The sequence below is a fragment of the Sphingomonas oleivorans genome, assembly GCF_003050615.1.
In the GTDB taxonomy this organism is placed as follows: domain Bacteria; phylum Pseudomonadota; class Alphaproteobacteria; order Sphingomonadales; family Sphingomonadaceae; genus Sphingomonas_H; species Sphingomonas_H oleivorans.
Genome location: NZ_NWBU01000005.1, coordinates 286191 through 299302, shown reverse-complemented (window position 1 = coordinate 299302; position 13112 = coordinate 286191). Strand labels below are relative to the sequence as shown.

The 13112-nt window shown below is 66.9% G+C and carries 9 protein-coding genes and 1 tRNA gene; 3 read left to right on the top strand and 7 right to left on the bottom strand.

The features are described from left to right. Positions 1–72 precede the first annotated feature (72 nt). Positions 73–1455: an alginate export family protein gene (locus CLG96_RS06865; RefSeq protein WP_243395664.1), complete on the top strand. Its 1383-nt coding sequence runs from the start codon at positions 73–75 to the stop codon at positions 1453–1455. A 103-nt stretch (positions 1456–1558) separates the two neighbouring features. On the opposite strand, the gene CLG96_RS06860 is transcribed toward CLG96_RS06865, so the two are convergent. After that, complete coding sequence (locus CLG96_RS06860) at positions 1559–1867, bottom strand: hypothetical protein (RefSeq protein ID WP_107967115.1); 309 nt, start codon at positions 1865–1867, stop codon at positions 1559–1561. A 722-nt stretch (positions 1868–2589) separates the two neighbouring features. Between CLG96_RS06860 and CLG96_RS06855 the strand changes: the two genes are divergently transcribed. After that, complete coding sequence (locus tag CLG96_RS06855; protein ID WP_207796617.1) at positions 2590–4950, top strand: TonB-dependent receptor; 2361 nt, start codon at positions 2590–2592, stop codon at positions 4948–4950. Positions 4951–5002: 52 nt separating this feature from the next. Further along, entirely contained in the window at positions 5003–6073 is a 1071-nt protein-coding gene (locus tag CLG96_RS06850) for a glycerophosphodiester phosphodiesterase (RefSeq protein WP_341476940.1), read from the top strand. 44 nt (positions 6074–6117) lie between these two features. Here CLG96_RS06850 and dacB read toward each other — a convergent pair whose 3' ends face one another. The 6 genes from dacB to CLG96_RS06820 all read right to left on the bottom strand — a co-directional run bounded on the left by dacB (position 6118) and on the right by CLG96_RS06820 (position 13071). Beyond that, the gene (dacB, locus tag CLG96_RS06845) at positions 6118–7683 is read right to left on the bottom strand and encodes a D-alanyl-D-alanine carboxypeptidase/D-alanyl-D-alanine endopeptidase (protein ID WP_107967113.1); all 1566 of its coding nucleotides are present in this window, start codon (positions 7681–7683) and stop codon (positions 6118–6120) included. Further along, positions 7680–8969 (bottom strand): dicarboxylate/amino acid:cation symporter, encoded by a 1290-nt coding sequence (locus tag CLG96_RS06840; RefSeq protein WP_107967112.1) that lies wholly within the window; start codon positions 8967–8969, stop codon positions 7680–7682. The genes dacB and CLG96_RS06840 overlap by 4 nt, the downstream gene beginning before the upstream one ends. 251 nt (positions 8970–9220) lie before the next feature. After that, positions 9221–10621: an APC family permease gene (locus tag CLG96_RS06835; protein ID WP_243395663.1), complete on the bottom strand. Its 1401-nt coding sequence runs from the start codon at positions 10619–10621 to the stop codon at positions 9221–9223. A gap of 163 nt (positions 10622–10784) precedes the next feature. Further along, positions 10785–10860, bottom strand: a tRNA-Thr gene (locus CLG96_RS06830). A 16-nt stretch (positions 10861–10876) separates the two neighbouring features. Continuing rightward, positions 10877–11761, bottom strand: coding sequence for a hypothetical protein (locus tag CLG96_RS06825; RefSeq protein ID WP_107967111.1), 885 nt, complete (start codon positions 11759–11761; stop codon positions 10877–10879). After that, positions 11761–13071 (bottom strand): replication-associated recombination protein A, encoded by a 1311-nt coding sequence (locus tag CLG96_RS06820; RefSeq protein WP_107967110.1) that lies wholly within the window; start codon positions 13069–13071, stop codon positions 11761–11763. The genes CLG96_RS06825 and CLG96_RS06820 overlap by 1 nt, the downstream gene beginning before the upstream one ends. Between the last annotated feature and the right edge of the window lie 41 nt (positions 13072–13112).

Genomic DNA, 13112 nt, shown 5'->3' with positions numbered 1-13112 from the left:
ATTCGCCCGTATACAACGTCCTCGAAATCTGCCAGTAGCGGCGCGCATCCGGCATGAAGGGGGATCATTTCGGTGAAAGCATTCGCGCGCGCGCTGGCGGCGACTTCGGCCTTGATCATGAGCGTTTCGGCGCATGCCGCCGACAGGGCGGCCAATCCCTTGCACCAGACGCTCGGCGCGCCGGAAAATTGGAAGGTCAGCGGCAGTTTCCGCACGCGGCTGGAGGCGATCGACGGGCAGTTTCGCCCGGCCGTCGCCGGGGACGATTTCCTGCTTTCGTTCCGCACCACGCTGTTCGCCGAATATGATGGCGGCCCGGTGCGGATCGGCGCCGAGCTTTTCGACAGCAGGGGCTATTTGCAGAAGAAGAATTCCTCCGCCGGCACGACGGAGGTGAATGCGCTCGAGCTGGGGCAGGCCTATCTGGGCTTCGATCTCGACGATCGCCTTGGCGACGGCAGCAGCAGTGCGATCATGGTCGGACGCTTCACGCAGGATATCGGGTCGCGCCGTCTCGTCGCGCGCAACCAGTTCCGCAACACGATCAACGCCTTCACCGGCATCCGCTTCGACTGGCAGGATGCCGCGAAGGATGAGCTCCGCCTGTTCTGGACGATGCCGCACAACCGGCTCCCGACCGAAGCCGAGGAAATCCGCCACAATCAGGTCGAATGGGATCGGGAGAGCAGCGACCTCCAATTTTATGGCGCGTCCTTCACCAAGGCGGGCATGTTCGGCGGCACGGTCGAACTTTATGGCTATGGCCTGCACGAGAGGGATGCGCCCTCCTATCCGACCCGCAACCGGCGGCTGTTCACGCCCGGTATCCGCTTTGCGCGCGCGCCCAGGCCGGATCGCTTCGATTATGATTTCGAGGGCATCTATCAGACCGGCCAGGCGCGCGCGACGACCGGCGCGGCCGACCGGACCGACCTCGACGTCTCGGCCTATTTCATCCATGTAGAGATAGGGCGCAGCTTCGCGGGTGGCTGGTCGCCGCGCCTGGTGCTGCAATATGACCGGGCGAGCGGCGATGGCCCGAACTCCGCCAGCTATAATCGCTTCGACACGCTGTTCGGCGCCCGGCGCTCCGAATATGGCCCGACCAGCCTCTATGGCGCGATCGCCCGCGCGAACTTCAGCGCGCCCGCGGTGCGTCTCGAAATGGTGCCGGACAAAAGCTGGGACGGCTTCGTCGCCTATCGGCCGCTCTGGCTGGAAGATGCCACCGACAGCTTCTCGGGCACCGGCGTGCGGGATCGGCGCGGGACGTCCGGCAAGTTCGCCGGCCACCAGATCGAAGCGCGGGCGCGTTACTGGCTGATCCCGAAGCTCGCCCGCCTCGACGGCGGCATCGCCTATCTGGCGAAGGGGCGTTTCCTGAAGGATGCGCCGAACGCGCCGGACGGGGACGATACGCGCTACGCCTATCTCGACCTGACATTCACTTTCTGAGGACGATCGAGGGAGGCGCCTGCATCGCCGGGTGGCGATCGGGGATCGACGGGATGGGCAGGGCGCGCGTGCGGCCGGCTTTCCTTCCGCTTGGCCGATGTCGTCAGTCGGTCTCGCCGCCTTCGAGAATGATCTGGCATGCCTCGGCCATTACGGGGCGTGCCCATTCCTCCGTCTGGCTATGGGCGATCCGTATATTCTCGTCGGGGGCGGGCTGCTGCGGCTCCGCATCCTCGACGAGAAGGCTTTGATCGTCCGCCTCGCCGGCAACCATGTGGATGTTCACCAGCGCCTTGATGAGATCGTCCGGCCAGTCCTCGGTGGCGCTGAAATATCGGAGCGCGGCTGCCGCATGCAGCGCGCCCAGCCGTCCATCCATATAAGCGCGGGCGATAGTGTTGATCTCGTCCATCGTTTCAGCTCCGGTAGATGATCCGGCGCCTCGGGAATGTTTCCTTTCCTGAACTTAGCGTCATTATATCATCGACGATGCCGGCCCGAACCGGTCCGGATTCTTACGGCTGGCTCTCCCCCGAGATCCACCTTCGGTCATGATAGAGACAATTGGGCGGTTTTTCGCCACATGTGTCAGTGCATGGGCGCGGACTGGCCCGCATCTGGCGCGGCCTATCGCTCCGATCGCGGACCGGACGAGGGGAGCGGGCAGTTTTCCCGCTTGTTCGGCGCCTGGCGAGTAGCGCGCCTTCACTCGACGCCAACAGCGTTTCGATGCCTTCGACTTGACCGGGAGGGAGGAAGGCGCAATCGTTTCCGGGAGAATGAATGCCGTCAGGCGGCCGATCGACGGTCCCATGCCGAGCGGGATCGGCCGCATCATATTCTGAATCAGCATGTCCGGCGGCACGAATCGCCGGGCAGCTACCCGCTCCGGCGCCGACGGCCGCTATCTCATTGTCCTCAACATATCGGGGCGACACGATCCGCTATGACCTGCCGGTCGGCTGTGACCGTTGCGCATCACTGAGCAGGCCATTGAAGATACGTAACGAAACTTACGTAGAGCCGTAGCCTTTCTGTCTCGAAACCACCCTAGCCGCCGGCCAGCGGCGCCCAAGTGGCGCATGACATTCGGCTTTGGGGGTTTCGATGCGTTCCTGTTTCGATGGAAAGTTCATGTTTCTGCTCGCCGGCGTGGCAGCGATCGGCCTGACCGCGGCGCCCGCCGCGCAGGCGGCGGCGCCCGCAGCCGAAGCGGAAGCGTCTTCGGCGGGCGAGGCCGAATCCGGCTCGTCGGCGGGCGAGGGTGACGCCATCGTCGTGACCGGCCGGACGACCCGTTCGGTGACGCAGCTCGCGGGCACCGAAATCCAGAAGATCCTGCCCGGCATCAATCCGCTCAAGGCGATCCAGACCTTGCCCGGCGTGACGTTCAACACGGCCGATCCCTGGGGCAATAATGAGCAGAACACCTCGCTCTTCATCCATGGCTTCAATGCGCAGCAGCTCGGCTACACGCTGGACGGCGTTCCGCTGGGCGATCAGAATTATGGCAATTATAACGGCCTGTCGCCGCAGCGCGCGGTGATCTCCGAAAATGTCGGCAACGTCCTCCTGTCGACCGGCGCGGCCGATCTCGCCACCGCTTCGACGAGCAATCTCGGCGGCGCGATCGAGACGTTCACGAGCGATCCGCTGAGCGATGCGGGCCTGCTCCTGAGCCAGACGGTGGGCAGCCACAGCACGTCGCGCACCTATGCGCGGATCGACAGCGGCACTTTCGGCAACGGCAACGCCCTCTATGTCTCGGGCGTGCGCCAGCGCGCCTATGCCTGGGACTTTCGTGGGCGGCAGGGCGGCTATCAGGCCAATGCCAAGTTCGTCCATGACGACAGCAGCGGCAAGCTCACCCTCTATTTCGCCTATTCGGACAAGACCGAGCCGAACGAGGACAGCACGGTCCGCAGCCCGACCCAGGCCTATCAGCCCTATACCCGGCCTTTCCTCTATCCGGATTTCCAGGCCGCGCTCGCCTATCTCTCCGCCACTGGCGCGACGCCTGCCGCCGAGGGCGTCAATTACCGCAACTATTATAGCGACGCGCAGCGCACCGATTATCTGACCTACGCCAAATATGACTGGCATATCGCCGACAATATCAGCTGGTCCAACCAGGGCTATTATCACAATAATGACGGCGCCGGCGTCGTCGCCGGGCCGATCACCGTGGCGAGCCTGCCGCAGCTCTTCGCGCTTTATTTCCCCGGCCAGAATCTGAAGGAGCGCACGGGCAATTCGGGCTATGCCACGCGCACGACCGAATATCGCATCGATCGCGCGGGCTTCATCACCGCGCTCGACATCGAGCTTGGCGATCATCAGATCGAGCTTGGCGGCTGGTACGAGAATAACAGCTCGTCCGCCTATCGGCGCTGGTACGCGCTCGACGTCAACAATCCCAGCACGCCCTATCAGCGGCCGAAAAACCCGCTCTTTACCCAATATGGCAGCGAGATCCGCAACGACGTCTATCAGTTCCACCTGCAGGACCAGTGGCGCGTGATCCCGACCCTGGCGCTGCAGGCGGGCTTCAAGTCGAGCCTGCAATATGGCAGCGGCACGGTTCCCGTGCAGCCGATCGTCGGCTCGCTGCCGGGCTCGATCGGTCTTCCGGAAGGCCGCATCAACACCAAGAAATGGTTCCTGCCGCAATTGGGCGCGCTGTGGGACGTGACGCCCGAGGAGCAGATCTTCGTCAACGTCCAGCGCAACATGCGCCAGTTCATGACCTATGGCGCGGGCGGCATCTCGCCCTGGAGCCTCGGCAGCCAGGCGACGTTCGATCTGTTCAAGCGCAGCGTGGAGCCGGAAACGGCCTGGACCTATGAGGTGGGCCTGCGCACGCGCCGCAGCGTCGATGCCGGCCCGCTGACCGCGATCGAAGGCCAGATCAACTATTATCATGTCGACTTCAAGGACCGGCTGCTCGGCGTGAATGCCGTTCCGGGCGGCTCGATCGCTGGCGGGGCCCAGATCATCCAGAATGTCGGCAATGTGAAGACGGACGGTGTCGATGCGGCGATCACGCTGCGCTTCGGCCGCACTTTCTCGCTCTACAACGCGCTTTCCTACAATCGCTCCGTCTATCAGGATGATTATCAGACCGGGACGACGACTGTCGGGACGGCGGGCAAGAAGGTTCCCGGCAGCCCCGAATGGCTCAACAAGACGGTGGCGACGCTGACGATCGGCGGCCTGGATGTGCAGGCGATCGGCGACTATGTCGGCAAACGCTATGCCACCTATACCAACGACCAGTCGGTGCCGCATTATTTCCTGATGAGCCTGCGCGCGGGCTATACTATTCCGCTGGCGCAAAGCCTGCCGATCAAGAAGGCGGAGATTAGCGTGAACGTGACCAATGTGACGCAGGAGCGCGGGACCTCGACGGTCGGCGTGGGCTCGGCATCGAACACCTACAACACTTTCCCGATCCCGCCGCGCCAGTGGTTCGCAACGCTGTCGCTGGGCTTCTGAGGCGATGGCGCCGTCCTTCTCGCGCCGCCTCGCCCTTCAGGGGATGGCGGGGATGATGATCGCGGCCGGAGTGGAAGGGCGCGGACCGGCGGCACCGGCCGCGCCGCGTCCGCGCCCGATCGTCATCGCCCATCGCGGCGCCTCTGCATTGCGGCCCGAACATACGCTCGCCGCCTATGCCAAGGGGATTGCGGACGGCGCCGACCATATCGAGCCCGACCTTGTCGTGACCAAGGACGGAGTGCTGGTCGTCCGGCACGAAAATAATATCGTCGAGACGACCGACGTGGCCCGCCGTCCCGAATTTGCAGGGCGGCGGACGAGCAAGACGGTGGACGGCAAGGTGGAGACCGGCTGGTTCGTCGAGGATTTCACGCTTGCCGAGCTCAAGACGCTGCGCGCGGTCGAGCGGCTGGGGCAGGTGCGTTCGGAAAGCCGCGGCTATGACGGGCAGTTCCAGCTATTGTCCTTCGAGGAGGTCATCGACTTCGTCGCCGCGGAAGCCGCCGCGCGTGGACGGACGATCGGCATCGTGCCCGAGCTCAAACATTCCACCTATTTCGCGGGGATCGGCCTGCCGCTCGAGGACAGGTTCCTCGCGACGCTGGCGGCGCATGATTATACGCGGCGCAATCCGGTCGAGGTCCAGTCGTTCGAGGTGGCGAACCTGCGCTATCTCCGCCGCAAGCTCGGCCGGCCCGCCAATATCCGGCTGGCGCAGCTGGTGGCCGAGGGGCCGATCAGGCCGGCCGATGTCGCGGCGGCGGGCGGATCGCTGACCTTCGGCGAGATGGTGACGCCGGCGGGCCTGCGCGAGATGGCGCGCTATGCCGATGTCGTGGCGCCGCCCGTCCGCAGCGTGATCCCGCTCGGCCCCGACGGCCGGCTGGGCCAGCCGCGCACCCTAGTTGCCGATGCGCATGCCGCCGGGCTGCAGGTCCATATCTGGACCTTCCGGCCGGAAAACCATTTCATCGCGGCCGACTTCCGCGATGCCGCGGGCGAGGGCGCGCGCAACGCGGCGGGCTCGATCGCGGAGATGCAGCGCTATCTCGCGACCGGGATAGACGGCATCTTCACCGACGATCCCGCGCTGGGCAGGGCTGCCATCGACGGCATGTAGACTGGATTGGAGCATCTCCCGATCGTGCAGGATCGGGAGATGCTTTAATTCTGATCGGCGATCAGCTGCAGCGCGGCGTCCATCGCGGCGGTGGCGGACTCCGCCTTCGAGGGAATGTCGTTCGCATAGATTGAGAAGATGAGCGTGCGGCCGCTCGCCGCGGTGAGGAAGCCGGACAGCGCGTTGGTGCCGTTGAGCGTGCCCGTCTTGGCGAACAGGCGGCCCGCGAGCGGCGTGCCGGCGAAGCGCCTTGTCAGCGTGCCGTCCACGCCGCCGACCGGAAAGGTCGCGCGCCAGGCCGCGCCCCAGGGCTGACCCATCGTCCACCGCAGGAAGCGCGCCACCATGCGCGGCGTCACGCGATTATAGGTGGACATGCCCGACTCGTCGGAGAAATCGAAGGCGCTGCCGGGGATATCCGCCGTCGCCAGCATCGCCCGCACGACTGCCAGACCCTCCTCGGTCGATCCGCTGCCGCCCCGAGTGCGCGCCAGCCGCCGCAGCATCAGCTCGGCATGAAGATTCTGGCTGACTTTGTTGATCAGCCGCAGATCCTCGGCAAGCGGCGGCATTTCCAGTCGTGCCAGCGCAGGTCCGGCCGGCTCCGGGAGGGGCGCCGGAAGCGGTGCCGGAAAGGGCGGTGGTGCGGCGATGCGGGACTTCGGGTCGTCGGCCAGCGCGAGCATCCGGTGGCGGGCCGTTGTCGCCCCCGTCACGCGGATGCCCCGTGCCTCCAGCAGCCGGCGGAAGCGCATCGCGGCGAATTGGGCGGGATCCTCGACGCCGAGCATGATCGTCTCCGGCTCCGCGCCGAGCGGGATCGAGCCATAGAGGCGCAGGATCCGGCTGCCCGGCAGGCGCTCGGTCCGGAGATCGATCTCGCCCTGCGCGATCGTGGCCGCATCGTTGCGGAGCGTGAAATAATCTTCGTCGCCCTGATCCCAGCGCGTTTCGGGCGGTTCGCCCGCCGCGCGGGCCGGCAGGACGCGAAGGGCGACGACATTGTCGTTGATGGTGAGCGCCGAGACGGCGGTGCCGGATCGCGTCTGGAGATTGTTCCAGCTCCAGCCGGGGCCCCACCGTTCGTCGGGATAGAGGCGATCGTCCCCGATCACGTCATGCACGGCCTTCACGCCGCTCCGCAGGACGGCATCGGCGAGCATGGACAGGCAGTCGATGATGCAATCCGGCCGATCGGCCAATGTCCCATCGCCGCTTCCGACAAGCGCGATGTCAGGCGTGCGGCGCCCGGGCCGCCGTTCCAGACGGACGGCTGTGCCGCCGGCGGGATCGGCCGCTTCCAGGCCGGCAAGCGTGGCGAAGGCGGCCGCGGTGGTGAACAGCTTGGTGTTCGATGCAGGCAGGAAGCGTTCGTCCGGCGCGATGGCGAGCAACTCCTCGCCCTCGGGCGTGGCGACGACGAGGCCCCAGCGCGTTCCTTCGAGCGCGGGATCGGCAAGCAGCGTCCGGACCCGATCGGCGAGCGGCGGAAGGGCGGGGGCGGGCGCGCTTGTTTCCGGCCTCGGCGTGGGCGCGCAACCCGCTGGAAGCGATGCGATCGGGATCAGCAGCAGTGCCGGCAGGAGATGCCGGCCGATATGACGCCTCATGCTTCGGGCCTCGACAGATAGCGTTCGACGTCGATCGCGCCTTCCCAGCGTGCGATCGTCGTGGCGACGCCGAGATTGGCGGTGGCGCTGGGAACCGTCCGCGTCATGTCGAGCAGCCGGTCGAACGGCAGCACCAGGCCGACGATGAGCGCGGTCTGTGCTGCGTCCACGCCGACCGCCGCCAGCACGGCGGCGAGCATGAACAGCGATGCGGAAGGCACCGGCGCGGTGCCGAACGCGGCCAGCGTCGCGGTGAGCAATATGATCGCATAGTCGGCGCCGTGCAGCGAATGGCCGAGCGCCTGCAGGCTGAACAGGCTGAGCAGGCCGACATACATTGCCGTGCCGTCCTTGCCGATGCTGGCGCCGATCGGCAGCACGGTCGAGAGCAGCGGCCGGGCGATGCCGAGATTGTCCGCCGCGACGCGCATCGCCACCGGCAGCGTTGCGGAGCTCGACGCGGTGGCGAATGCGACCGCGAGCGCATCGACGATGCCGCGGAAAAAGGGCGCGACCGGCAGCCGCGCGCCGATCCGGATCAGCAGGCTGTGGACGATCCCCGCCTGGATCGCCGAGCCGATCAGGACGCAGAGCGCCAGCCACCCGACCGTGGCGAAAATGGCGACGCCATTCGCCGCGACCGCATTGGCGATCAAGGCGAACACGCCGAAGGGCGTCGCCTCCATCACGATGCGGACGATGTGCAGCAGCACCGTCGATGCGGACTGGAGCAGGCGCGCGAAGGGCTGGCCCGCCTCGCCGGCCGCGATCGTGCCGGCGCCGAGCAGGATCGCCACGAAGATCAGCGCGAGCATGTCGCCCTTGGCCAGCGCCTCGACGATGTTGAGCGGCACGATGGCGATCAGCTGCTCGGCGACGGGCCGGGCGGGGCCGAGCGGTTCGGGCGTGGCCGCGCCGAGATCGGCGCCCATGCCCGGGCGCATGAGCAATGCGACCATCATGCCGATCGCGACCGCGACCAGCGTCGTCGACGCGAACAGCAGGAGCGTGCGGAGCCCGAGCGATCCGAGGCGCTTCGGATCGGCGAGCGACACCACCCCCGCCGCGATCGTGACGAGCACGATCGGTGCGACCAGCATGCGGATGAGGCGCACGAAGATGTCGCCGAGGAAGCTGACATGGGGCGCCGCCGACGGCCACAAAATGCCGACCGCGACGCCGCACAGCAGCGCGCCCAGCACGCGCTTCCAGAGCGCGATGGCGAACCAGCCGCGCCCGCCCGTCCAGGGCTGCCGCCGGCCGGCCGGGGAGGCGGCTTCAGTCATTGGGGAAATGACCGGCGGGCCATATCATTGGCCCGATCCGTTCCGCCGCGCGGAACTTCGCCGACAAGATCGATCAAGATGCCCGATATCCCCCCTATGACAGCAGGGATGTTTCGCCTCTGAAAGCGACTTGCGTCAACTGCTGGAAGTTCCGCTTCCTTCGATCCGTCTTATATTCGTGAAGGACGGGAATCGGCCGTACCGGGACGCGTGACTTGATCCCGATATGTCCGGCTCCGCGCTCGGTCATTTCATAGGGCTGATGCGGGCGCAGGAATATGGACCTGCCATAGACCGCGACGGCGCAGCACCAGGGCATAATAGAGGGCCGAAAGCGCTATCTGGGCCGCCGTGACGATCAGCCCCGGCCGGCCTTCCTCGGGATCGAGCCAGCTGGTCCACACGACATAGCCGAGCGCTGCCAATGTGACGAGCGGCGCCAGCGGATAGAGCGGCATATGATAATGCGCATGGGCCGTGGCGCCGGTCCGGCGGCCGACCATGACGGCGAGGCAGATGCCGGCATAGATCGCGACCAGCCCCGCGCCGCTCAGCACCAGCAGAAATTGGGGCGGCAGGAAGCAGGCGACGGTGCCGACGGCGCCGATCAGCAATGTCCCGATCCAGGGCGAGCCGAAGCGGGGATGGACCGCCACCAGCCATGCATCGAGCGGCCGGCCCCATGCGCAATCGCGCGCCGTTCCATAGAAGAAGCGCGCGCAGGCGAGGATGCAGGCGATGATCGCATTGACGATCGCCACCGCCACGCCAATCGAGACCCAGCCGGCGAGCGCGCCGCCGCCTCGATCCCGCACGAGCAGGCCGAACGGGTCGTCCGCCGTCAGAAAGCCCTGCAGGTCGGGCGCGCCGATCAGCCCGGCCAATATCGGCAACCCTTCGAACAGGAGCGTGAGGCCCAGGGCGGCGAGGATGGCGCGCGCGATCAGGCGGGGTGCCTCATGCATTTCCTCGCCGAAATAGACCGCGGCGCCATAGCCGTTGAGCGCGAAGATCGCGATGGTGGTGGCAAGGCCGATGGATGCGGCCGATGCGGGCGCCAGCGCTGCCTCCACCGGCATCATCGGGTGAAGCAGCAGCTCGGGCAGCGGCCGCGCGGCATCGGCGAGCCCGAGCAGCGCGACGATAGCGAGCGCCAGCACCTCCAATCCCAGGAAGATGCCGGTGATGAGCGCGTTGATGCGAATGTTGAGGAGGCCGATGACGGTGGACAGCAGCATCACGGCCACGGCCACCGGAACCTGCGGCAGCCCCGGCAGCACTGTCGCCAGGATGGCGCTCACGCCAAGCGCGGCGACCGGCGGGAAGAGCAGATTGTTGAAGACATTGATGCCGAGCATGACGAAGCCGGCGAGCGGCCCGAGCGTCTGCGCCACCATCACATATTCCCCGCCCGCGACCGGCCAGGCCGACGAAAGCTCGGCATAGATGAAGGCGGTGGCGACGCAGACGATCCCCGCCAGCAGCAGCGCCCACAGCGCGCCCGTGCCCGCGACCTGGAGCATGCCGGGCACGATCACGAACAGCGAGGATGCCGGCGTCGCGACCGACAGCGTCAGGAACAGAATCCCGAAGAAGCCAAGGCAGCGGGGGAGTGGCTGCGGCGTCGCCGGCAGCATCTGGTCATTGAGCATTCTTCCCCCATCACTCCACCCTGACGGACTCGTAGCCTTGGATCGGGCGGCGAGGAAGGCGCACCGAGAAGTGCCGTGCAGATCCGGCGGGTGAGCGGCCGCCTGCGGAGCATCATCGCACTGGCCACCGGAACCGCGCAGAAAGGCGGTTGTATGTTAATGCTGGTGCCGAGTGTCGGACTCGAACCGACGACCTACCGCTTACAAGGCGGTTGCTCTACCAGCTGAGCTAACCCGGCCACGCCCCCTCATGCGTCAGCGGACGCCGAAGGTCCAGCCTTCCGTGCGTCGAATCAACGGGCTGAGCGCAGAGGGCGACCAGAGGATGGGATCGGCGGCGGCGCGGCGGAGCCAGGCGGCGGTGACGAGCGCGTCCGTCTTGTGATCGTCATAGCGATCGAGCGGCCTGTGCGCGCGGGCGTCGAGCGCGGCCAGCGCGCGATCGAGTGCGCCACCGTCCCGGATCTTGCTGCGTCCCCGCGTCCCGCCTGCGGCCCGGGCGGCGATCGAGGTGTAGATTTCGACGATCGCCGGGCCGGCCGGGGGCAGGGGATCGAAGGGCCAGATGGGGACGCGGCCCGCCAGCCGGTGGAGCAGGCGCATGCCGGTAAGCGCGGACTTGCCGACCTGCGCGGCGCCGATCAGGTTGAAGCTGGAGACGCAATGGCCGAAGCCGCCCGCGCGGCAGGCCAGTTCCGTGCGGCGGAAGCGGCCCATCCGCTGCTCGAACAGGTCGCCCGTGATCGTCTCCGCCGCCCGCCTGTGCCGGAAATGACGCCCCATCTGCGCATGGAAAGGGATGCTGCCCGCGGCGAGATGCGCGTCGGTCGCGCAAAGCCTGTCGAGCAGCGCCCAGAGCGCAGGCGCGTCGGTCGGGCTCTCCTGCCATTCGGGGAAAAAACCGCCGCGATCGACGAAGGGAAGCGAGGCGGAGAAATCGATGCCGACCAGAATGTCGCTGCCGTCAGCGGCCCGATCGAGCAGCCATTGGAGGATCGCCGCGCGCGACCAGCCGCCGGGCGGCGACAGCAGCTCGGGCGCCTCCTCTCCCTCGCGGCAGAGGCCGAGCGCTATGCCCTTCTGATATTCGCCCGCGGCGCCGGACCAGTCGATGCAGGCGAATTGGCGGAAGCGGCGCATCAGCCGCCGCGCCGCTCCTTGCGCAGATTGTCCCAATAGGCCAGCCGCTCGGCGATCTTGGCCTCGAAGCCGCGCGGGGAGGGGGCGTAGAAATTCTGCGGCTGCATCTCCTCCGGCCAATAATCGTCGCCCGAAAAGGCATCGGGCTGATCATGGTCATAGGCATAGTTCTTGCCGTAGCCGATATCCTTCATCAGCCGCGTCGGCGCGTTGAGGATCGTCCTGGGCGGCATGAGCGAGCCGGTCTGCTTCGCCGAGCTCCAGGCGGCCTTGTGCGCCTTGTAGGCCGCGTTCGATTTGGGCGCGGTGGCGAGATAGAGGCAGGCCTGGACGATCGCCAGCTCGCCTTCGGGAGAGCCGAGGAAATCATAGGCGTCCTTGGCGGCGAGGCATTGCACTAGCGCCTGCGGATCGGCGAGGCCGACATCTTCCGATGCGAAGCGGACGAGGCGGCGCAGCACATAGAGCGGCTCTTCGCCCGCCACCAGCATGCGCGCGAGATAATAGAGCGCGGCCTGCGGATCCGATCCGCGCAGCGATTTGTGAAGCGCGGAGATGAGATTGTAATGCCCCTCCCGATCCTTGTCATAGACCGGGACGCGGCGGTGGAGCAGGCTGGCGAGGCCGGCCGGATCGAGCGGCTCGGCGAGATTCACCAAGAAAAGCGTCTCGACCTGGTTGAGCAGGAAACGGCCGTCGCCATCGGCGCTGGCGACCAGCGCGGCGCGGGCCTCGGGCGTGAGCGGGAGCGGCCGGCCTTCCGCCTGCTCGGCGCGCGCGAGGAGCGTCTCCAGCGCCGCGGCATCGAGCCGGCTGAGGATCAGCACCTGCGCGCGGGAGAGGAGCGCTGCATTCAGTTCGAAGGAGGGATTTTCGGTCGTGGCGCCGACCAGGATCACCGTGCCGTCCTCGACATAGGGCAGGAAGCCATCCTGCTGGGCGCGGTTGAAGCGGTGGATCTCGTCCACGAAGAGCAGGGTGCGCGTGCCGAGCCGGGCATGATCGCGTGCCTCGGCAAAGACCTTCTTGAGATCCGCGACGCCGGAGAAGACCGCCGATATGGCGGCGAAGCGCAGCCCCACCGCATCGGCGAGCAGCCGCGCGATGCTGGTCTTGCCCGTGCCCGGCGGCCCCCACAGGATCATCGAGGAGAGGCGCCCGGCCGCGACCATCCGGCCGATCGCGCCCTGCGGGCCGGTCAGATGATCCTGGCCGATCACATCTTCCAGCCTTGTGGGGCGCAGGCGATCGGCGAGCGGCGCGGCTTCGGCGGGCGCGGCGATTTCGGGAGCGGCGAAGAGATCGGGCATGGTTCCACGCGATATAGGGCATAACCGGCCGCGCTTCACCC

Excerpts from the sequence above, each read along its gene's own strand:
- CLG96_RS06860 (WP_107967115.1), bottom strand. The coding sequence starts at position 1,867 with ATGGACGAGATCAACACTATCGCCCGCGCTTATATGGATGGACGGCTG.
- CLG96_RS06855 (WP_207796617.1), top strand. The coding sequence starts at position 2,590 with ATGTTTCTGCTCGCCGGCGTGGCAGCGATCGGCCTGACCGCGGCGCCC.
- CLG96_RS06850 (WP_341476940.1), top strand. The coding sequence starts at position 5,003 with ATGATGATCGCGGCCGGAGTGGAAGGGCGCGGACCGGCGGCACCGGCC.
- dacB (WP_107967113.1), bottom strand. The coding sequence starts at position 7,683 with ATGAGGCGTCATATCGGCCGGCATCTCCTGCCGGCACTGCTGCTGATC.
- CLG96_RS06840 (WP_107967112.1), bottom strand. The coding sequence starts at position 8,969 with ATGACTGAAGCCGCCTCCCCGGCCGGCCGGCGGCAGCCCTGGACGGGC.
- CLG96_RS06835 (WP_243395663.1), bottom strand. The coding sequence starts at position 10,621 with ATGCTCAATGACCAGATGCTGCCGGCGACGCCGCAGCCACTCCCCCGC.
- CLG96_RS06825 (WP_107967111.1), bottom strand. The coding sequence starts at position 11,761 with ATGCGCCGCTTCCGCCAATTCGCCTGCATCGACTGGTCCGGCGCCGCG.
- CLG96_RS06820 (WP_107967110.1), bottom strand. The coding sequence starts at position 13,071 with ATGCCCGATCTCTTCGCCGCTCCCGAAATCGCCGCGCCCGCCGAAGCC.